Consider the following 21,244-nt stretch of genomic DNA (forward strand, 5'->3'; position numbering starts at 1 on the left):
CCTCCTCCGCGAACGAATCGCCCCCGACGTGGCCGGGGGCGATTCGCATACGGGCGTCAGCGCACGGCGACCTGACCGCCGGTCACCGAGATCGACCGGGTGGTCGCCCCCGACGCCGATAGCGACCAGACGGTGTCGGCCACGAAGTATCCGCGGTCGAGGTCGGCCTGCGTCACCGTGTGCCGCGGGGTGGAGCAGGTGTAGGCGCCGTTGGCGGCGAGATTCGTCCACCGGCAGTTGCCCGTACCGGGCGGGAGGAACGGCGAGAAGTCACCGCTCGTCGGCGTGACGGTGATGGTGGTCGACGAGGTGTTCTGCACGCGGAAGGTGTACGGCACCTGCTCGCCCACCCGGTAGGGGGTGGTCGTCAAGTTCCGCGAACCGTCGGCCCGCGCGCCGGTGATGGTCGCCGACAGCGCGCCCGCCGGAGCGGTGACGCTCACCGTCGCCTGGCTCGTGCGACCGTCGTTCGCGGTGAACACGGCGGCGACGTTCTGCGTTCCGGATGCCGCCGATGCGGCGGTGAGTGTCACGCTGACCGTTCGAGATGCGCCCGCGGCGAGAGCGGAGACGGCTGTGCTGCCGGCCGTCCATCCCGACGGCGGTGCGAGCGTGACCGTGCCCGTGAGCGCAGCGGCCTCCTGGTTCGTCACCGTCACCGGAACCTGCACGGTCTGTCCCGGCTGGATCGTCTGCGCGGGCGCCGAGAGCGGGGCGCACGCGTAGTTCAGCCAGGCCTCGTCGAACGTCGAGAGCTGCATGTCGTTCGTGTAGCTCTTCTCCCACAGCACGCCGATGCGTCCATCGTCGAGCGTTGTCGCGCTCGAGTAGGCGAAGAACCCCGTCGTGATGCTTCGCAGGCCCGGCCAGGTCTGTCCGTCGTCGCACGAGACCCTCACCGCGCCGTTCACGCGGTCGCCGTTCGCGCCGTTGTTCGCGTTCGTGAAGACGAGCTTGCGCGCATCGGCGGATCCGGACGGGGCGTCGGGGTGCAGTCGGATGATCGAGGCGTTGTTGGTCGGGTCGGGCAGCTCGGCGTCGGAGGTGACCGCACCGTACGTGGCGCCACCATCGGTCGAGATGGCGGTCTTGCGCAGTCGCCCATTGGCGCTGTCGCGGGAGTTGAGCATTACGCGCCCGTCCGCGAGCTCGACGACCTTGTTCTCGTCCATCCCGGTGCCGACGTTCGCGCCCTTGGTCCAGGTCGCCCCGTGGTCGTCGGAGTACACCGAGTACGCCTGGATCGCGGTCGATCCGTTCGCCTGCAGCACGATGCCCGCGAACTGCTGGATGAGACGGCCCGCGTGCGGACCGTAGCGCAGCTGGATGCCTTCGCCCGAGGTGGCGAAGGTTCCCTTCACGTCGCCCGCGACGGGGGCCGAGGCGCCGCCGACCGCGGGCTTGGTCACGCTCGTGATGAGTCGCGGTGCGCTCCAGGTGAGTCCGCCGTCGTCGGAGTGGGCGACGGCGGAGCTGAGGATGTTGCGGTCGCTGTCGAGGTTGCCGTAACCGCTGCTCTGGAAACTGACGTCCTTCGAGTACACGAAGAACGCGAAGACCCGGCCGGTCGACCTGTCGGTCACGTAGCTGGGGTCGGAGTACCCGAACTTCGGTCCTGACGCGTCGGCCGCCTTTCCCGCCGCAACCACGGTCTGCGGACCCCAGGTCGCCCCGTTGTCGGTGGAGCGGCGCTGCACGATCGAGTTCGGATTCGGCGCATCCGCCGCGCTGCCGGGGCGCGCATCCCAGGCAGCGAGCACGACCCCGTCGCCGAGGTGGGTGAGAGCGGGGATGCGGTAGAAGAAGTTCGCCGACGTGCGATCGGCGGCGAGGTTCTGGGCGGCGTACGAACCCGGCGCCGACGTGGGGTCGGTGGAGTTCCCGGATGCCGCCTGGGCCGGCGTCACGAACGCTGCGGCCAGGAGAGCGCCGATCGTGACGCCGACGCAGACTGCTCTGCGCATACGGGGGTGGGGGACAAAGGCGGGCTTCATCGTCGGAGCCTTTCGTTGGTGGACTGACATCAGAGGTCAGATGTCCAACGATAGGGGGCAATCATGCGGATGCCAAGGGGTGGGGCAGCGCGGAGCCTCCGGCGGCAGGGGCCCACCCGCTGCGGCTTCGGTTCCTACGGCACCCACGCAGAAGGTCCGTTCCATCGCCGAGGCGATGAACCGGACCTTTGAGGGGCTGACGGGAATCGTCCCTACCGCCTCTCCACGGCCCGACTGCGTCGGCCCGCGGAGCCTCCGGCGGCAGGGGCCCACCCAAGGGTTCGCTTCACGGCAACATGAAAGCCCTCCCAAGCGGCCTGCGGCCGCCCGTGAGGGCTTTGAGGGGCTGACGGGAATCGAACCCGCGCTATCTGCTTGGGAAGCAGAAGTTCTGCCATTGAACTACAGCCCCGTGCGCCTTGCGGCAGCCCGGCCAGCATAACAGCGTCGTCGCCGCATCCCGCGGCATCCGTCCCCGAATCCGCATCCGCCGGCGAAACCGCACTTGTTCGTCGAGCACGCGTTCCCTTGCGTGCAACGGCGTGCGTTCTCGGCGAACGGATACGTCCTCGCGCGCCACGCGCGAGACGAACGCGGGTCGGACCGACGCGGCGCGGCGGCGCGAGCGGGGTGAAACCCGACCGCGCGACGACCCGCCCCGCCCGTAGGCTGTGGGCGTGCTGCTCTCCGATCGCGACATCCGGACCGAACTCGACGCGAAGCGCCTCGGTCTCGAGCCCTTCGACCCGGCCATGGTCCAGCCCTCGAGCGTCGACGTGCGGCTCGACCGGTACTTCCGGTTGTTCGACAACCACAAGTACCCCTTCATCGACCCGGCCGAGGATCAGCCCGAGCTCACCCGTCTGATCGAAGTCGACCCGGACGAGCCGTTCATCCTTCACCCGGGAGAGTTCGCGCTCGGGTCGACGTTCGAGCGCGTGACGTTGCCCGACGACATCGCCGCGCGCCTCGAGGGCAAGTCGTCGCTCGGCCGGCTGGGCCTGCTGACCCACTCGACCGCGGGCTTCATCGACCCCGGCTTCTCGGGACACGTCACGCTCGAGTTGTCGAACGTCGCGACCCTGCCGATCAAGCTGTGGCCCGGAATGAAGATCGGCCAGGTCTGCTACTTCCGCCTCACCTCACCGGCCGAGAGCCCCTACGGCTCGGGTCCGTACGGCAACCGCTACCAGGGCCAGCGCGGTCCGACCGCGTCGCGCTCGGCGCTCAACTTCCACCGCACCGACGTCGGATCGACCAACGCCGGGTCTGCGGGGCGCTGACCGCCGGCATCCGCTCCCGGATACGCCGAGGCGGGTGAGACCCGGCCTCTCACGCCGTGACTCACCCGCCTCAGCGATTGCTCGCGGATCACTCCGCGACCGAGCCGCGCTCCGTGTCGGAGGGGGTGCCGGATGCCGTGGACTCGCGCCCGCGGCTGAACCCGGCGTCGAAGCCGCGCTCGTAGGCGCGCTGAGCCGCCCGGTGTCCGCGGCGGTGACCGCGCTCGCCGTCGCCGTGTCCGCGACCGTGGCCGAAGCTCGGGCCCAACCCGTGACCGCGTTCGCCGTCGCCGTGTCCGCGACCGTGGCCGAAGCCCGGGCCGAACCCGTGACCGCGTTCGCCGCGCCCGCGCCCGTGGCCGTGACCGAAGTCGGGGCCGAAGCCGTGGCCGTGGCGGGGGCCGCGCTCGCCGCGGGCGTGCTCGGCGTCGCCGTCGTGCGCGCGGGGTCCGCCGTGTCCGCGACGGCCCTCGCCGTCAGCATCGCGGTCGAAACCGCGCGCGTCGGGGTCGAAGCCGCGGCGCATGCCCGGACCGAAGGGTCCGAAGCCGCCGCGCGGACCGAATCCGGGACCGAGCGCTGGACCGAAGCCGCCGCGCGGACCGAACCCGGGGCCGAAGCCGCGGGGCCCGCGGTCGTCACCCGACTCCGCGTCGAGGCCCAGTGCACCTTCGAGGGTGTCGAGGGCTGCGATGAGACGCTCGAGGTCGTCGGCCGGGACGTCGGCGAGCAGTGCCGAACGGTCGGCGTCCAGCCGGTCGAGGACCGCGCGGCCCTCGTCGGTGAGCGCCCAGCCGTCGTCGGTGGAGATGATCCATCCGCGATCGGCGAGGGCGGAGACGCGCTTGCCTCCGCGGGCGAGGCGCTCGGCGACCCAGGGGGCGTCGATGCGGCCGTCGATGGCCCGCAGGAGGAAGACGGTCTTGGGGTGCAGGTCGCTGTCGCGCAGCTGCGCGAACAAGCGGTGATGCAGCGCGTGACCGACCGTCGTGAGGCGATGGGCGAGGCTGCGGGGATCCAGAGGTGTGGAGGTGTTCATCAGGGTGTCCTTTCGTGGGCGGGAGTTCCGCCGATGCATGTCATGTGACAACGGATGTACTGTGACATGTATTCCCGATACTTGTCAAGCGACATGTAAAATCGCGGCATGGCATCCGACCCCGCCGACGAGATCGCGGCCGCCCTCTCCCGACTGCGCGGCCGCCGACCACGTCCGCCGTTCCCGCCCGAGGCGCCGCACCACCACGGAGCGGGCCACGGCGCACGGCACGGAGGACGCGGCGGACCCTGGGGTCACGGCGGTCCGCCGTGGGCAGACGCCGCCGCGGGCCGCTTCGCCGGACCCGCGCGGCTCCGCATGCTCGACGCCCTCATCGCGGCATCCGGATCGCTCTCGGTCAGCGAGATCGCCGAGGCGGTCGGCGTCGATCAGCCGCGCGCGTCACGCCTCGTGCAGCAGGCCGTGCAGATGGGTCTCGTCGAACGCGAGCCCGACCCCGAAGACGCCCGCCGCACCCGCGTGCGCCTCACCTCGCAGGGAGAGGGCCTCGTCTCCGGATTCCGCGGGCGCCGCCGTGACGCGGTGCGGTCCGCCCTGGAGTCGTTCACCGACGCCGAGCGCACCGAATTCGCCCGCCTGCTGGCGAAATTCGCCGACGCCTGGCCGCGCGACTGATCGCCGGAGCTCCGGCCGGGTTCCCGGCATCCGGATGCCGCGCACCGGGCGTCTCGGCCCGCGTGCACAACTCCTGAAATTCGGTGCGCGCCGGGGTCTGCATCCGCGTGATTCCGGGGCCGCGCCCCGTGTGGCCGACGGATCTGCCGGAGTTGTGTACGCCGAGGGGGCGGATGGACCCGCGGCCGGCGGTTCCGGATGCCGCCGGCTCAGACGATGACGGCGGGCTTCGCCTTCACCGGGAGCAGCAGCAGCAATCCCGCACCCAGGATCAGCACGATGCCCAGGATGCCGAGTCGCGTGTCGCCCGTGATGCCGACGAAGAGGGCGAACAAGCCGGGGGCGAGGAACGACACCGCACGACCGGTCGTGGCGTAGAGGCCGAAGATCTCGCCCTCACGCCCCTCGGGGGCGACACGGGCCAGGAACGAGCGACTCGCCGACTGCACCGGGCCGACGAAGGCGCACAGGCCGAGGCCGGTGATCCAGAACGCGGTCTGCGACGTTCCGATGAACAGCACGGCCCCGCCGAGCACGATGAGTCCGATCAGCGAGACGACGATGACCCGCTTCGGGCCGAATCTGTCGTCGAAACGTCCGGCGATGAAGGTGCTCACGCCGGCGACCACGTTCGCGGCCACAGCGAAGTACAGCACCAGGGTGGAGCTGAAACCGAACACCTGCGCGGCGATGATCGCGCCGAAGGTGAAGACCCCGGCGAGGCCGTCGCGGAAGACCGCGCTGGCCACGAGGAAGAGCAGGACCTGACGGCTGTCGCGCCAGAGCGCGCGCAGTGTTCCCCACAGCACCACGTAGGAGCGGAAGAAACCCACGCGCACCTGGCGACGGCGGGCGGGGATCTCCGGAACGCGCAGCAGCACCGGGATCGCGAACGCGCCGAACCAGACGGCGGATGCCAGCACGGCGAGGCGGATGTTCCACCCGCCCTCCTTTGTCACGGCTAGGAGCCCGCCGGCATCCGGATCTCCGAAGCTCTGGATGAACAGCACGAGCAACAGCAGCAAGAGCACGATGCCGCCGACGTAACCCATGCCCCAGCCGAAGCCCGAGACCCGGCCGATGTTCTCGCGAGTGGAGACCTGCGTGAGCATCGCGTAGTAGTTGACGCTTGCGAACTCGAAGAAGACGTTGCCGACCGCGATGAGCGCAGCCCCCAGCACAAGGAACGACGGCGTCCCCTCGACGAACACCATCGCCGCCATCGCGAGCACGACCAGGCCGGTGTTGATGCCGAGCCAGAGCTTGCGGCGTCCGGTGCCGTCGGATCTCTGGCCGAGCACCGGGGCCACCAGGGCCACCACGATTCCGGCGATCATCAGCGCCACGCCCACCAGGGTCGCGTTGTCGGCGAGAGCGCGCACGAGGGCCGGGTTCTTGTCGTCGCCGTTCGCCGCCGCCACGATCGCCGGGTCGACGAACAGCTGACTGGCGAGATAGGTGCTGAAGACGAACGTCGTGACCACGGCGTTGAAAGCCGCCGAACCCCAGTCCCAGAGGGCCCAGGCGATCACCGGTCGCCGAGGGGTGGTGGGGGCTTCGGTGGTGCCGGAGGAGGACATGTCGGTCACGCTGGGGTCCTTCGGTGAACGCCCGGTTCGGCGGGCGAGGCAGCCGCGCCATCGTCGGCGCACGCCCTCAGGCTAGACCTCGGACCGCGCGCGAGCGCGGAGGAGACTACCGTGGAGTCATGGCATCCGAAACCCCCGTCGACTCCGCTGAGGCCGAGACCACTCCCGAAAAGCTCACCTTCGCCGACCTGGGACTGGATGCCGCTGTGCTCAAGGCCCTGAAGGACGTGGGCTACGAGACCCCGTCCGCGATCCAGGCCGCCACGATCCCCGTGCTGCTGCAGGGCCGCGACGTCGTCGGCCTCGCCCAGACCGGTACCGGCAAGACCGCGGCGTTCGCGCTGCCGGTGCTGTCGCAGATGGAGACCGGCCACAAGAACCCGCAGGCCCTTGTGCTCGCGCCGACCCGCGAGCTCGCGCTGCAGGTGTGCGAGGCGTTCGAGAAGTACGCCGCGCACATCAAGGGCGTCTCGGTGCTGCCCGTCTACGGCGGCCAGGGCTACGGCCAGCAGCTGTCGGCCCTGCGCCGCGGCGTCGACATCGTCGTCGGTACCCCCGGTCGCATCATGGACCACCTCGACAAGGGCACCCTCGACCTGAGCGAGCTGAAGTACCTCGTGCTCGACGAGGCCGACGAGATGCTCAAGATGGGCTTCGCCGAAGACGTCGAGACGATCCTCGCCGACACCCCCGCCACGAAGCAGGTCGCGCTGTTCTCGGCCACGATGCCGGCGCAGATCCGCCGCATCTCGGCGCAGTACCTGAACAACCCCGAAGAGATCACGGTCAAGACCAAGACCGCGACTTCGACGAACATCACCCAGCGCTACCTGATCGTGTCGTACCAGCAGAAGATCGACGCCCTCACGCGCATCCTCGAGGTCGAGAACTTCGAGGGCATGATCGTCTTCACCCGCACCAAGAACGAGACCGAGACCGTCGCCGAGAAGCTGCGCGCCCGCGGCTACACCGCCGCCGCGATCAACGGCGATGTCGCCCAGGTGCAGCGCGAGCGCACGGTCAACCAGCTCAAGAGCGGCAAGCTCGACATCCTCGTCGCCACCGACGTGGCCGCGCGCGGTCTCGACGTCGACCGCATCAGTCACGTCGTCAACTACGACCTGCCGATCGACACCGAGTCGTACGTGCACCGCATCGGCCGCACGGGCCGCGCCGGCCGCACCGGTGACGCGATCAGCTTCGTCACCCCGCGCGAGCGCCGCATGCTCACCGCGATCGAGAAGGCGACGCGCCAGCCGCTGACCGAGATGTCGCTGCCGAGCGTCGACGACGTCAACGCCACGCGCCTGACGCGCTTCGACGACGCCATCACCACGGCCCTCGAAGACACCGCCGCGATCGCGACGTTCCGCGACGTCGTCGCGCACTACGTGGCGCACCACGACGTGCCCGAGGCCGACGTGGCCGCAGCTCTCGCCGTGGTCGCGCAGGGTGACACTCCGCTGCTGCTCGAGGCCGAGGCCTTCCGCCAGCAGCGCTTCGACACCGAGCGTCCCGCCCGCGACGGCGGTTCGCGCGACGGCGGATCCCGCGACGCCGGCCCGCGCCGCGACACCTCCGGTCGCTTCGCGACGTACCGCATCGCGGTGGGTCGTCGTCAGCGCGTCGAGCCCCGTCAGATCGTCGGCGCCCTCGCCAACGAGGGCGGCCTGCGTCGCAACGACTTCGGTGCGATCCAGATCCGTCAGGACTTCTCGCTCGTCGAACTGCCCGTCGACCTGTCGAACGACACGATCGACCGCCTCGCCGACACTCGCATCTCGGGCCAGCTCATCGACCTGCGCCTCGACGCCGGCGGTCGCTCGGCCAAGCGCAGCGACCGGCCGCAGCGCCGCGATCGCGACCGCGACTGAGTCACGTTCGCGGTCGAGACCGCGACTGAGTCACGTTCGCGGTCGAAACCGCGACTGAGTCACAGCATCCGTTCGACGCCCCCGTACCCCGTTGAGGGTGCGGGGGCGTCGTGCGTGATGGGGGTTCGTGGCGCGGGTGGCGGGTGCGGCGGTCCGCGGCGCGCTGGCTGGGGCGTGAGAAGTGGCCCCGGGCGGGGAACGCGGTCCCGGGGCCGTGGGGGTCGCCCCGGGGTGCTCGAGCCGGCCGTCGGGGTTTGTGGGGCGTGGTTTGTGGCCCCGGGGTGGGGACCGTGGCCCCGGGGCCACGGAGGGCGCCGCGCCCTCGTTTCGGGGCGGATCTTGTCGTTCGGGGCGTGAAAATGCCGCCCCGAACGGCGGAATCCGCCCCAAAGCGAGGTGCCGGGACACGTCGCAACCGCGGCGTCTCGCGCGAGCGCGACACATGGCATCCGGATGCCGAGACGACGTCGACCCGCCCTGCGGTGCGCAATTCCTGCGCGCCGGCATCCGGAAGTTGAGCCAATTCATATCAAGTCACCTTGACCTCGCGGAGGGGGTCGGATAACCTTGAGTCATCGCGGCTCAACCCGCGCAGAGACTTTCACCAGAACCCTGAGCGCGGCAACGGCCGTGCTCACAAGCAAGGAGACACATATGCCCCGTGCAGTGGGAATCGACCTCGGTACGACCAACTCCGTCGTGAGCGTGCTCGAGGGTGGCGAGCCCAAGGTCATCGCCAACGCCGAGGGTTTCCGTACGACCCCCTCGGTCGTCGCGTACACGAAGGACGGCGAGGTGCTCGTCGGCGAGACCGCCAAGCGCCAGGCCGTCACCAACGTCGACCGCACCATCTCCAGCGTGAAGCGCCACATGGGCACCACCTGGAGCTTCGACGTCGACGGCAAGAAGTGGACGCCGCAGGAGATCTCGGCCCGCATCCTGCAGAAGCTCAAGCGCGACGCCGAGGAGTACCTCGGCGACAGCGTGACCGACGCGGTCATCACCGTCCCCGCGTACTTCAACGACGCCGAGCGTCAGGCCACCAAGGAGGCCGGTGAGATCGCGGGCCTCAACGTGCTGCGCATCATCAACGAGCCCACCGCCGCGGCCCTCGCGTACGGCCTCGACAAGGGCAAGGAAGACGAGCTCATCCTCGTCTTCGACCTCGGTGGCGGAACGTTCGACGTCTCGCTGCTCGAGGTGGGCAAGGACGACGACTTCTCCACGATCCAGGTGCGCGCCACCTCGGGTGACAACCGCCTCGGTGGAGACGACTGGGACCAGCGCGTCGTCGACTACCTCATCAAGCAGTTCAAGGACACGACCGGTGTCGACGTCTCGGGCGACAAGATCGCCCTGCAGCGTCTGAAGGAAGCGGCCGAGCAGGCCAAGAAGGAGCTGTCGAGCTCGACCTCGACCAGCATCAACCTGCCCTACCTGTCGCTCACCGACACGGGCCCCGTCTCGCTCAGCGAGACCCTCACCCGCGCCAAGTTCGAGGACCTCACCAAGGACCTCCTCGACCGCACCCGCAAGCCGTTCTCCGACGTCATCCGCGAGGCCGGCGTCAAGGTCGACGACATCGCCCACGTGGTGCTCGTCGGTGGCTCGACCCGCATGCCCGCGGTCGCCGAGCTGGTCAAGAAGGAGACCGGTAAGGACGCCAACAAGGGCGTGAACCCCGACGAGGTCGTGGCGGTAGGCGCAGCCCTGCAGGCCGGTGTCCTCAAGGGCGAGCGCAAGGACGTCCTGCTCATCGACGTCACCCCCCTGAGCCTCGGCATCGAGACCAAGGGCGGCATCATGACCAAGCTCATCGAGCGCAACACGGCCATCCCGACCAAGCGCAGCGAGACCTTCACCACCGCCGACGACAACCAGCCGTCGGTCGCGATCCAGGTCTTCCAGGGTGAGCGTGAGTTCACCCGCGACAACAAGCCGCTCGGCACCTTCGAGCTCACCGGCATCGCGCCGGCTCCCCGCGGCATCCCGCAGGTGGAGGTCACCTTCGACATCGACGCGAACGGCATCGTGCACGTCTCGGCGAAGGACAAGGGCACCGGCAAGGAGCAGTCGATGACCATCACGGGCGGCTCGTCGCTGCCCAAGGAGGACATCGAGCGCATGGTGCGCGAGGCCGAGGAGAACGCGGCCGACGACAAGAAGCGCCGCGAGTCCGCCGAGACCCGCAACCAGGCCGAGACCCTGTCGTACTCGATCGAGAAGCTCATCAAGGAGAACGACGACAAGCTCCCCGCCGAGGTCAAGACCGAGGTGCAGGGCGACGTCGACGCGCTCAAGACGGCTCTCGCCGGTGACGACGACGACGCGGTCAAGACCGCGTTCGACAAGCTGAACGCCAGCCAGGGCAAGCTCGGCGAGGCCATCTACGCCTCTTCGCAGGCCGCGGGTGACGCTTCGACAGGCTCAGCGGGCGACCCGAATGTGGGCCAGCCCGGCAACGGTGAGACGCCGAACCCCGAGGAAGACGTCATCGACGCCGAGGTCGTCGACGACGAGAACCCCGACGAGAAGAAGTAAGCGGAGACCATGGCACACAAGGACGACGAACAGCCCACGGGCTCGGGCGCCGGTCCTGACGAGACGGGGCCGGAGGAGAACACCTCCGGCCCCGCGCCGTCGGGCGACCAGCCTGAGTCTTCGGAATCGGATGCCGATGGCTTGACCATCGACGACATCCTCGGCGCCGAGCAGACGCCCGAGGCGGCCGCAGAAGGAGCCTCCGACAAGGAGGCCTCGCTGCTGATCGACCTCAAGCGTCTGCAGGCCGAGTACGCCAACTACCGTCGGCGCACCGAGGAGCAGCGCGAGCGCGAGATCGAGCGCGCCAAGGGCGAGGCCGTGAAGGGCCTGCTGCCCGTCATGGACGACCTCGACCGCGCCGCCAAGCACGGTGACCTCGTCGAGGGCAGCCCCCTCTCCGCGATCGGCGACAAGGTGCGCGCCGTGGCCGAGCGCCTCGGTGTGGTGTCGTACGGCGCCGTGGGCGACGTGTTCGACCCGCAGCAGCACGAGGCGATCTTCCAGGCCCCCACCCCCGGCGTGACCGAGACCACGATCCTCGAGGTCGTCGAGGTCGGCTACCGCCTCGGTTCGGTCGAACTGCGACCGGCCAAGGTCGTCGTCGCCGTGCCGGCCGACCCTTCGACAGGCTCAGGGACCTAAGGGGAGCTATGGCGAGTCAGGACTGGTTCGACAAGGACTTCTACAAAGTCCTCGGTGTCGACAAGAGCGTCAGCGCTGCCGATCTGAAGAAGACGTATCGCAAGCTCGCGCGCCAGTACCACCCCGACTCGAACCCGGGAGACGCGAAGGCCGAAGCGAAGTTCAAGGAGATCAGCGAGGCCTACTCGGTGCTCAACGACCCCGAGCAGCGCGAGGAGTACGACCAGATCCGGGCCATGGGCTCGGGGGCGCGCTTCTCGGCTCCCGGGGCCGGGGCGGGTGGCGGTTTCGACGACGTCTTCAGTCGGTTCGGACAGGGCCGGCAGGCGCCGTCGGGCGGCTTCGACGACTTCTTCACGATGTTCGATCAGCAGGGCGGGGGCTTCGGTTCCGGCCGGTTCGGTCAGACGACCGGCGGATTCCGCGGCTTCGGCGGGCCTCAGAAGGGCTCCGACGTCACCGCGCGCACGACGATCGACTTCGTCACGGCGGCCAAGGGCGAGACCATCACCCTCGCGGGTGAAGACAACGTGCCCTTCAAGGTGAAGATCCCCGCCGGTGTGTCCGACGGGCAGAAGATCCGGTTGCGGGGCCGCGGGCGCAAGTCGCCCGACGGCGGCGAAAGTGGCGACATCGTCGTGACCGTGGCCGTGCGTCCCCACCCGGTCTTCACGCGCGACGGACTCAACCTGCGCATCACCGTGCCCGTCACCTTCACCGAGGCGGCACTGGGCGCGACGATCGAAGTGCCGACGCTCGGGGGAGACCCCGTGCGCCTGCGCGTCGCCCCCGGCACCCCGTCAGGACGCGTGCTCCGCGTCAAGGGTCGCGGAATCTCGACCACGAAGGGCACCGGCGACCTGCTCGCCGAGGTCCAGGTCGCGGTGCCCGCTCATCTCGACGACGCGGCGCGCGAAGCCCTCGAGCGTTTCCATGAGCTCGAACCGAAAGAGAACCCCCGCGCCGACCTGATGTCGAAGGCACGATAAACACACGCGAGTCGCCGAGGTTCTCGGCATCCGATACGACAGGATGCCGAGAACCCGGCACCGCACCCGGCACGACGGAAGAGGTGAAGACGTGTCCGAAAGAGAGATCGACGAAGACGCCCCGATCTTCGCCATCGCCGCAGCCGCCGAGCTGTCGAACATGCACCCGCAGACGCTGCGGCAATACGACAGGCTCGGCCTCGTCGTACCCGCACGCACGCAGGGCGGTTCGCGGCGTTACTCGAGCCGTCACGTGCAGCAGCTGCGCGAGGTCGCGCGCCTGTCGGGTGAGGGCATGAGCCTTCCCGCCATCGCACGTCTGCTGGCGCTCGAGGAGCGGGTTCACGAGCTCGCGCGCCGCGTGAACGACCTCGAGCGTCAGCTCACGATCGAGCGCCAGTCGCGTCCCGGCGCCCGCGTCTTCGCGGCCGGCGCCACCGGTTCGGTCGTCACGCTGCGCCATGGGGCGCGCGTGCGCCGTGCCACCGACATCGTGCTGTGGCGTCCGCGCGACATGCACGACGACTGACCCGACCCGGCGGAGGTCCCTGAACGGGTCGAGGTCCCTGAGCGCGTAGAGGTCCCTGAGCGCGTAGAGGTCCCTGAGCGCGTAGAGGTCCCTGAGCGCGTCGAGGTCCCTGAGCGCGTAGAGGTCCCTGAGCGTGTCGAAGGGACCCGGATGCCGCGGGCGCACGGCGCTTCGACGGGCTCAGCCACGTCTCTCGCGTCAGGCCGGATCGATCCGCAGCACGGTCGGCGCCTCGCCTAGCTGAAGATCGTCGACCACACGGATCGTGCGTGCCACGGCATCCACCGCGTCGATGACCGTGCCGAAGCGCTGGCGGTCCGAGCACACGGCGGTGACGGTCACGAAGTGCGAGCCGGTGTCCCACGTGTACGTGGCGAACGGCGGCGTCTTCGGATCGCTCGGCAGGGGCATCGCGAGCTTCTCGCCGACGCCGAGGTGCGGATTGCGGAACGACTCGGTGTCGTCGTACTCCATCGGCATCATCGCCCGCGCCGTGCGCAGCTGCGGTGTGGCCTCCTGCAGCTGCGCCATGACGACGAGCAGTTCGGGGTCGCTCTTCCACACCCACACGAGCACGCGCCCGCCCGCGCGGCGCATGAGCAGCGGCGCCGCCTGGCTCAGGATCCACGCGAAAGCCCCGCCGCCGGGGCGGGGCGCAGCGCCGGCGGCCTGATTGGCCTGGCTGAGCAGCATTCCGATCGCCGCCTTACGGTGGCGGCGGCCGCGGAATCCGAGGGAACCGGTCACGGGCACCCAGAGGTCGGCGGGAGCGTCGGCCTGCAGTCGAGACATGCGCTCAGCCTACGATCCGGGGCCTGGGAGACGGATGCCGATCGACCGCGTTCGCGACGGGAGAACGCTCCCACGGCCGGAGGGGTCGCCGATGTCGGAGGTCGGTGCCAGGCTGTAGTCCGCGGTCATCGCGACCGCGTCGATCTCTCGGAGGGCCTCGTGCTCGGCAAACTCCTCATCCGTTACCTCTCGCGCTATCGCTGGCTGCTGGTCGCCATCCTCGTCTTCCAGGCCGCGTCCGCGGTCGCGACGCTGTACCTGCCGCGTCTGAACGCCGACATCATCAACCTCGGCGTCGCCCAGGGCGACACCGGCTTCATCTGGTCGCGCGGCGGGCTCATGCTCGTCATCTCGCTCGGGCAGATCGTGGCATCCGTGATCGCCACGTATTTCGCCGCGCGGGCGGCGATGGCCGCCGGCCGCGACATCCGCCTCGACGTCTTCGAGCGCGTCAGCGGCTTCTCCGAGCGCGAGCTGTCGCAGTTCGGCGCGGGGTCGCTGATCACCCGCAACACCAACGACGTGCAGCAGGTGCAGATGCTCGCGATGATGGGCGCCACCATGCTCGTCAGCGCCCCGCTGCTGGCCATCGGCGGCATCATCATGGCGCTGCAGCAAGACGTCGGACTCAGCTGGCTCATCGCGGTGGCCGTGCCCGTGCTGGTCATCGCCGCCGGCCTCATCATCGCGCGCATGGTCCCGTTGTTCCGCAGCTACCAGACCAAGCTCGACGGCGTGAACCGCGTCATGCGCGAGCAACTCACCGGCGTGCGCGTCGTGCGCGCCTTCGTGCGCGAGCGCATCGAAGAAGAGCGCTTCCGCGAGGCCAACACCGACATCCTCGTCGTCGGTCGCAAGGTCGGCTCGCTCTTCGTGCTGCTGTTCCCCCTCGCGATGCTCGTGCTCAACGTCACCGTGGTGGGCGTCATCTGGTTCGGCGGCATCCAGGTCGACGCCGGCGGGGTCGAGATCGGCACCCTGTTCGCCTTCATCCAGTACGTCGCGCAGATCCTCGGCGGCGTGCTGATGGCCAGCTTCATGACGGTGATGATTCCTCGCGCCGCGGTCTCGGCCGAACGCATCGGCGAGGTGCTCGACAGCCGCTCGACTCTCAAGCGTCCGGCGAACCCCGTCGAGCGCCTGCCCGAACCGGGTGCGGTCGAGTTCGACGACGTCGCCTTCGCCTATCCGGGCGCCGAGTCGCCGGTCGTCTCGGGTATCAGCTTCACGGCGCGCCCCGGCGAGACCGTCGCGATCGTCGGCTCGACCGGCGCCGGCAAGACGACCCTCGTCTCGCTCATCCCGCGGCTGTTCGACGTGACCTCCGGCGCCGTGCGCGTCGGCGGAGTCGACGTTCGCGAGGCCGACCTCGACGTGCTGTGGAAGAGCATCGGTCTCGTACCGCAGCGTCCGTTCCTGTTCAGCGGCACGGTGGCATCCAACCTGCGTTTCGGTCGCGAAGAGGCCACCGACGACGAGCTGTGGCACGCCCTCGAGATCGCGCAGGGTCGCGACTTCGTCGAAGCGATGGACGGAAAGCTCGAGGGGCGCATCGCCCAGGGCGGAACGAACGTCTCGGGCGGCCAGCGCCAGCGCCTCGCCATCGCGCGGGCGATCGTCCACCGGCCGGCCGTGCTGGTCTTCGACGACTCGTTCTCGGCGCTCGACCTGAGCACCGACGCTCGATTGCGACAAGCCCTGTGGCGCGAGCTCCCCGAGGTGACGAAGATCGTCGTCGCGCAGCGCGTGTCGACCATCACGGGCGCCGACCGCATCATGGTGCTCGAAGACGGCCGCATGGCCGGCCTCGGCACGCACGACGAGCTGCTGGCCACCAGCGCCACCTACCGCGAGATCGTCGAGTCGCAGCTGGGGGTCGAGGCATGAGCACCGCAGACGCCCTCACCGAAGAAGAACGCGCCGAACTCGAGCTCGCCGAGCAGGCGCGCCTGAACTCCGGCAGCTGGGACAGCGTCGCGCCCGGCAAGGCCTCGAACTTCGGGCCGAGCTTCCGGCGCCTCATCGGCCTCCTCCGGCCGTACGCCGCCGCTTTCGTGTTCGTGTCGATCCTCGGCGCGATCGGCGTCGTGCTCGCCGTGCTCGCTCCTCGCGTGCTCGGAGACGCGACCAACATCATCTTCGAAGGCGTGGTCTCCAGGGGACTCGCGCAGCAGTTCCCCGCCGGCACCTCGCAGGCCGAGGTCGTCGACGCCCTGCGGGCCGCGGGGCAGAACGACATCGCCAACATCGTCGGTGCGATGGGCAACTTCTCCGTCGGCGCCGGCGTCGACTTCGACGCCCTGCGCGTCGTGATCGTGACGGTGCTCGCGATCTACGTCGGCTCGTCGCTGCTGTCGTGGATCCAGGGCTACGTCATCAACGTCATCATGGTCCGCACCATGTGGCGCCTGCGCGAAGACGTCGAGGCCAAGATCAACCGTCTGCCCCTGTCGTACTTCGACCGCGTGCAGCGCGGAGAACTGATCTCCCGGGTCACCAACGACATCGACAACATCACGCAGACGATGCAGCAGTCGCTCTCCAGCGCGCTCACGTCGGTGCTCACCGTCGTCGGTGTGCTCATCATGATGTTCACGATCTCGTGGCAGCTCGCTCTCGTCGCCCTCGTCTCGCTGCCGCTCATGGCGGTGATCTTCGGCGTCATCGGACCGAAGTCGCAGAAGGCCTTCGGCGAGCAGTGGAAGAAGGTCGGCCGCCTCAACGCCCGCGTCGAGGAGTCGTTCTCGGGCCACGCGTTGGTCAAGGTCTACGGCCGCGAGAAGGACGCGCGCGAGAAGTTCGAAGCCGAGAACGAGGAGCTCTACCAGGCCAGCTTCAAGGCGCAGTTCCTCTCCGGCATGATCATGCCCGGCATGATGTTCGTCGGAAACCTCACGTACGTCGGCATCGCCGTGCTCGGTGGTCTCATGGTGGCCGGCGGCCAGATCCGCCTCGGCGACGTGCAGGCCTTCATCCAGTACTCGCAGCAGTTCACGCAGCCGCTGTCGCAGCTGGGTGGCATGGCCGCGGTGGTCCAATCGGGCACCGCCTCCGCCGAGCGGGTCTTCGCACTCCTCGACGCCGAAGAGCAGGAACCGGATGCCGATGACGCCCCGACCCACACCGAGGGTCGCGGGGTCATCGAGTTCCAGAACGTGCGGTTCTCGTACTCGCCCGACCGCCCGCTGATCACCGACCTGTCGTTCCGCGTCGAGCCCGGCCAGACGGTCGCGATCGTGGGACCCACCGGTGCCGGAAAGACGACGCTGGTGAACCTGATCATGCGGTTCTACGAGCTCGACGGCGGGCGCATCCTGCTCGACGGGCAGGACATCGCCGAACTGCGCCGCGACGACGTGCGCTCGCGCACCGGCATGGTGCTGCAAGACCCGTGGCTGTTCGCGGGGTCCATCCGCGACAACATCCGCTACGGGCGCGAGAGCGCGACCGACGACGAGATCGTCGAGGCCGCAGTCGCCACGCGCGTCGACCAGTTCGTGCACTCGCTGCCCGAGGGCTACGACACCGTGCTCGACGAAGACGCCGCCAACGTCTCGGCGGGCGAGAAGCAGTTGATCACGATCGCGCGGGCGTTCGTCGCCCGGCCCTCGGTGCTGATCCTCGACGAGGCCACCTCGTCGGTCGACACCCGCACCGAGCTGCTGCTGCAGCAGGCGATGGCGGCGCTGCGCGAGGGACGCACCTCGTTCGTGATCGCGCACCGCCTGTCGACGATCCGCGACGCCGACCTCATCCTCGTGATGGAGCACGGCGACATCGTCGAGAAGGGCACGCACGACGAGCTCATCGCGGTCGAGGGCGCGTACTACCGCCTGTACCGCTCGCAGTTCGAGCAGGCGGCATCCGACCTCGATGCGGTCGAGGTCGAGGCGCAGCGCGCCGCCGACCCGCAGCACGCCCCGGCGAACGACGATGCCGTGGTGGTGTCGGCGATGGCGGTCGCGGCATCCGAGGTTCCGGCGGCCGCGGGTGTCGACGGCCCGCCGCGCCCGGCACAGGGCTCCCCCGCGCCCGACCGGCGCCTCGACGGCGAGGGCTGACCGCCCCGCCGCACAGCACGACCACGCCCGCTCGGCCCCGCGCCGGGCGGGCGTCGTCGTGCTCGGGCGCGCGGTGCCGCGGGGGTCGCCCTGTTGCCCTCGGTCTCGGTTTGGGGCGGGATCTGCACGTTGGGGCGGGAATCGTCCGCCCCGAACGGCGGAATCCGCCCCAAACCGGGGTTGGACTCACCCCGCCGCACTGCGGCCACGCAGGTCTCCGTCGCGCCCCACCGCGCTGCGGCGTTGCCGCGGTCTCGGTTTGGGGCGGGATCTGCACGTTGGGGCGGGAATCGTCCGCCCCGAACGGCGGAATCCGCCCCGAACCGGGGCTGGGTCCCGACTCCGGCCTCGCCCGCCGACCCGCGCCGCCCCCTTCACCGACCCGCTGCTCCGACCTCCGCCCCCGCCGACCTACCCTGTGGACGGTCCCCGGGAGTGCGAAAGCCGCTCCGGTAGGGTGGACCGCGCAACACCCGTACCGTGCGACCCGTCCGCCGCATAGATAGGCCTCACCCCTCGTGACCACTCCTGCGACGCCCGCCGACACCCCCGCGCCCGCCGCCGATCGTCCTCTGCGCATCCTCATCGGTGCCGACACCTTCTCGCCGCACGTCAACGGCGCAGCGCGTTTCGCCGAGCGCCTCGCCGCCGGCCTCGTGGCCCGCGGTCACGACGTGCACGTCTCCGCGCCGAGCGTCGGGCACGGCAACGCCGGCACCGCGACCGAGGTGATCGAGGGCGAGAAGATGGTGATGCACCGTCTCCCGGCCTATCGCTTCCTTCCGCACGACTGGCTGACCTTCGTGCTGCCGTGGCGCGGCAAGCACTACGCCCGCGTCGTGCTCGACGAGGTCAAGCCCGACGTCGTGCACATCCAGTCGCACATCATCATCGGCCGTGGTCTCGCCCGCGAGGCGCGCAAGCGCGGCATCCCCGTCGTCGCGACGAACCACGTGATGGCCGAGAACATCCTCGACTTCACCACTCTCCCCGACTTCCTCGACCGCATCTTCGTCAAGCTCGCGTGGGCCGACGCCGAGCGCACCTTCACGATGACACGCGCCGTGACGACTCCGACGCGCAAGGCCGCCGACTTCCTCGAGTCGACGATCGACATCTCGGGTGTGATCCCCATCTCGTGCGGCATCGATCGCTCGAACTATTCGCCCGACCTGACGCCGCGCGATGCGAACCGCATCCTCTTCGTCGGCCGCTTGACGACCGAGAAGCACATTGACGTCGTGCTGAAGGCCCTCTCGCAGCTCGACCCCGCGCTCGACGCGAGCTTCGACATCGTCGGCGGCGGCGACCAGCGCGCCAAGCTCGAGGCGCTCGCCCAGCAGCTCGGCGTGGCATCGCGGGTCACGTTCCACGGCCACGCGTCCGAAGAAGACCTGCGCGCGCTGTACTCGCGTGCCAGCGTCTTCGCCATCGCCTCGATCGCAGAACTGCAGTCGATCGCGACCATGGAGGCCATGGCATCCGGTCTGCCGATCGTCGCGGCCAATGCCGTGGCGCTTCCGCACCTCGTGCACGACGGGGAGAACGGCTACCTGTTCGAGCCGGGCGACGCCGACGAGCTCGCCGCACGTCTGACCGATGTGCTCACGGCCGTCCCGGACGAGCGCACGCGCATGCAGCAGGCGTCGCTCGACGCGGTCGCCGTGCACGACATCACCCGCACGCTCGACACCTTCGAGGCGCTGTACCGCGGTCGACCCCTGCCGGAGTAAGCCCGTGCACGTCGTCATGTTCGCCGACCAGCACCTGGAGTCGCTCGGCGGCGCGCAGGTGTCGATGCGCCTGCAGAAGCGTTTCCTCGAGCGCGCCGGGCACGTCGTCACCGTCGTCGCCCCGCGTCTTCCGCGCCCCGGTGCGCACGATCCCGCGTACCTCGACCTCCCCTCGATCGCGATCACTCCCGATCGCGAGTACGCGCTCACCTGGCCGGGTGTCCGCACCGATCGGTTCCTGGATGCCGAGATGGGCGCGCGACTGCCGGTCGACGTCGTCCACGTGCAGGCCGACTTCTGGGGAGCCTTCATCGGGCACCGGTACGCGGCGCGGCACGCGCTGCCGGTGGTGCACACGATGCACAACCGCGTCGACGTGGGGATCGAGGCGACGGCTCCGTTCCCCGGCCTCGTGCTGCGCGCACTGAACGCCTGGGCGCGACGGGCCCTGCCGCGGGCGGCGTCGGGGCGCACAGCGCAGAATCGGACCTCTTCGGCCCGCTCGCGGACGGACGGGTGGGCGTTCCTCCACCAGCTCGCGCGCCTGTCGCGAGCGGTGACCGCTCCCTCCGGCCACTTCGCCCGCCGTCTCGAGCGCCACGGCGTCGCCTCGCGCGTCGACGTGATCTGGAACGGCATCGACGACGACGTGCTCGACGCCGCCCTCGCCGCCGGGCCCGCCGTGCGCGCGGAGGGGCGTCCGCGCTTCATCTGGCTCGGGCGCATGAGCCCCGAGAAGCGACTGCTCCCCTTCCTCGAGGCGGTCGTGGCGTCGGGCATCGACGCCGAGGTCGAGGTCGTCGGCGGGGGTGCCGAACTCGGCAAGGCGACGCGTCTCATCGAGCGCGCCGCGCCGCGGGCGACCGTGACCTTCGCCGGGCGCCTGTCGTACCCCGAGACCCTCGCCCGCCTGGCCGCCGCCGATGCGGTGGTGCAGACCTCGATCGGCTTCGAGACGCAGGGGATGACCGTCTTCGAGGCGGCCTCGCTCGGAACCCCGGCGGTCGTCAGCGACCCCGACATCGCCGCCGAGCTGGGGTCGGGAACGTGGACGGTGGCGGATGCCACGACCGCGGCCCTCGCCGAGGCGCTGGCCCGCGCGGCGTCCGACATCACCGCCGGCACCCCCGTCGTGCCGGATCCGTCGATCGCCGAGCGCTTCCGCCAGTCGTCCCGCACGGGTGCGATGGTCGCGGTGTACGAGCGGGCGGTCGCGGCCGGCCGCTGACCCGCGCCGACGCACGCGGCGCCCGGGCGTCGGACCGACGGCGGATGCCGTCGGGCCTCAGTCGGCGCGCACGACGCGCAGCGGGGCCGTGGTCGGCGATGCCACGGCGCGCTTCACCGCGGGCTCCGAGGCGACCGGGTCCGCGGCGCGGGCGGGGCGTTCCGCGCGGGAGGCGCGTGAGGGGTCGGTGGGGATGCGGCCGTAGCCGTCGGTTCGCACGACCCACACGGTCGCGACGATGCCGATGAGGGACAGGATGCCGAGAGCGATGAGATATGCCATGGCAGAAAAGCTACGTCTAGAGGAATTGC

At 69.9% G+C, this 21,244-nt stretch carries 16 protein-coding genes and 1 tRNA gene; 11 read left to right on the forward strand and 6 right to left on the reverse strand.

Annotated elements, in window-relative coordinates; all coding sequences use genetic code 11:
• Positions 1 to 56: 56 nt before the first annotated feature.
• The gene (locus RWH43_RS06940; RefSeq protein ID WP_316001074.1) at positions 57 to 1,994 is read right to left on the reverse strand and encodes an exo-alpha-sialidase; all 1,938 of its coding nucleotides are present in this window, start codon (positions 1,992 to 1,994) and stop codon (positions 57 to 59) included.
• 341 nt (positions 1,995 to 2,335) lie between these two features.
• Positions 2,336 to 2,406, reverse strand: a tRNA-Gly gene (locus tag RWH43_RS06945).
• A 265-nt stretch (positions 2,407 to 2,671) separates the two neighbouring features.
• Between RWH43_RS06945 and dcd the strand changes: the two genes are divergently transcribed.
• Positions 2,672 to 3,277, forward strand: a complete 606-nt coding sequence (gene dcd / locus RWH43_RS06950; RefSeq protein ID WP_316001075.1) for a dCTP deaminase — start codon at positions 2,672 to 2,674, stop codon at positions 3,275 to 3,277.
• Between the two features lie 88 nt (positions 3,278 to 3,365).
• Here the strand turns inward: dcd and RWH43_RS06955 are convergent, their stop codons facing one another.
• A complete protein-coding gene (locus tag RWH43_RS06955) occupies positions 3,366 to 4,316 on the reverse strand; it encodes a MarR family winged helix-turn-helix transcriptional regulator (protein WP_316001076.1) in 951 nt (316 codons plus the stop codon).
• Positions 4,317 to 4,424: 108 nt separating this feature from the next.
• On the opposite strand from RWH43_RS06955, the gene RWH43_RS06960 reads away from it, so the two are divergent.
• On the forward strand, positions 4,425 to 4,952 hold the full coding sequence (locus RWH43_RS06960; protein WP_316001077.1) for a MarR family winged helix-turn-helix transcriptional regulator: 528 nt from the start codon (positions 4,425 to 4,427) through the stop codon (positions 4,950 to 4,952).
• Positions 4,953 to 5,161: 209 nt separating this feature from the next.
• Here the strand turns inward: RWH43_RS06960 and RWH43_RS06965 are convergent, their stop codons facing one another.
• Complete coding sequence (locus RWH43_RS06965; RefSeq protein WP_316001117.1) at positions 5,162 to 6,532, reverse strand: MFS transporter; 1,371 nt, start codon at positions 6,530 to 6,532, stop codon at positions 5,162 to 5,164.
• Between the two features lie 128 nt (positions 6,533 to 6,660).
• On the opposite strand from RWH43_RS06965, the gene RWH43_RS06970 reads away from it, so the two are divergent.
• From RWH43_RS06970 to RWH43_RS06990, 5 genes are all read left to right on the forward strand, one after another.
• Positions 6,661 to 8,415: a DEAD/DEAH box helicase gene (locus RWH43_RS06970; protein WP_144831440.1), complete on the forward strand. Its 1,755-nt coding sequence runs from the start codon at positions 6,661 to 6,663 to the stop codon at positions 8,413 to 8,415.
• A 654-nt stretch (positions 8,416 to 9,069) separates the two neighbouring features.
• Complete coding sequence (gene dnaK, locus RWH43_RS06975; RefSeq protein ID WP_144831443.1) at positions 9,070 to 10,956, forward strand: molecular chaperone DnaK; 1,887 nt, start codon at positions 9,070 to 9,072, stop codon at positions 10,954 to 10,956.
• 9 nt (positions 10,957 to 10,965) lie between these two features.
• Complete coding sequence (locus RWH43_RS06980; protein ID WP_144831446.1) at positions 10,966 to 11,601, forward strand: nucleotide exchange factor GrpE; 636 nt, start codon at positions 10,966 to 10,968, stop codon at positions 11,599 to 11,601.
• An 8-nt stretch (positions 11,602 to 11,609) separates the two neighbouring features.
• On the forward strand, positions 11,610 to 12,590 hold the full coding sequence (locus RWH43_RS06985) for a DnaJ C-terminal domain-containing protein (protein WP_144831449.1): 981 nt from the start codon (positions 11,610 to 11,612) through the stop codon (positions 12,588 to 12,590).
• A 91-nt stretch (positions 12,591 to 12,681) separates the two neighbouring features.
• A complete protein-coding gene (locus RWH43_RS06990; protein ID WP_144783965.1) occupies positions 12,682 to 13,119 on the forward strand; it encodes a heat shock protein transcriptional repressor HspR in 438 nt (145 codons plus the stop codon).
• Positions 13,120 to 13,317: 198 nt separating this feature from the next.
• On the opposite strand, the gene RWH43_RS06995 is transcribed toward RWH43_RS06990, so the two are convergent.
• Positions 13,318 to 13,911 (reverse strand): hypothetical protein, encoded by a 594-nt coding sequence (locus RWH43_RS06995; protein ID WP_144831452.1) that lies wholly within the window; start codon positions 13,909 to 13,911, stop codon positions 13,318 to 13,320.
• Positions 13,912 to 14,070: 159 nt separating this feature from the next.
• On the opposite strand from RWH43_RS06995, the gene RWH43_RS07000 reads away from it, so the two are divergent.
• The 4 genes from RWH43_RS07000 to RWH43_RS07015 all read left to right on the forward strand — a co-directional run bounded on the left by RWH43_RS07000 (position 14,071) and on the right by RWH43_RS07015 (position 20,933).
• Positions 14,071 to 15,798 carry an ABC transporter ATP-binding protein gene (locus RWH43_RS07000; protein ID WP_316001078.1) on the forward strand — a complete coding sequence of 576 codons (1,728 nt, stop codon included), beginning with the start codon at positions 14,071 to 14,073 and terminating at the stop codon, positions 15,796 to 15,798.
• The gene (locus RWH43_RS07005) at positions 15,795 to 17,972 is read left to right on the forward strand and encodes an ABC transporter ATP-binding protein (protein ID WP_316001079.1); all 2,178 of its coding nucleotides are present in this window, start codon (positions 15,795 to 15,797) and stop codon (positions 17,970 to 17,972) included. Before RWH43_RS07000 ends, RWH43_RS07005 begins: the two co-directional genes overlap by 4 nt.
• A 518-nt stretch (positions 17,973 to 18,490) precedes the next feature.
• Positions 18,491 to 19,705, forward strand: coding sequence for a glycosyltransferase (locus RWH43_RS07010; RefSeq protein WP_316001080.1), 1,215 nt, complete (start codon positions 18,491 to 18,493; stop codon positions 19,703 to 19,705).
• A 4-nt stretch (positions 19,706 to 19,709) separates the two neighbouring features.
• Positions 19,710 to 20,933 carry a glycosyltransferase gene (locus RWH43_RS07015; protein ID WP_316001081.1) on the forward strand — a complete coding sequence of 408 codons (1,224 nt, stop codon included), beginning with the start codon at positions 19,710 to 19,712 and terminating at the stop codon, positions 20,931 to 20,933.
• 57 nt (positions 20,934 to 20,990) lie between these two features.
• Here the strand turns inward: RWH43_RS07015 and RWH43_RS07020 are convergent, their stop codons facing one another.
• A complete protein-coding gene (locus RWH43_RS07020; protein WP_154097125.1) occupies positions 20,991 to 21,215 on the reverse strand; it encodes a hypothetical protein in 225 nt (74 codons plus the stop codon).
• Positions 21,216 to 21,244: the final 29 nt, after the last annotated feature.

This window comes from Microbacterium algihabitans, from assembly GCF_032464975.1.
GTDB classification, from domain to species: domain Bacteria; phylum Actinomycetota; class Actinomycetes; order Actinomycetales; family Microbacteriaceae; genus Microbacterium; species Microbacterium algihabitans.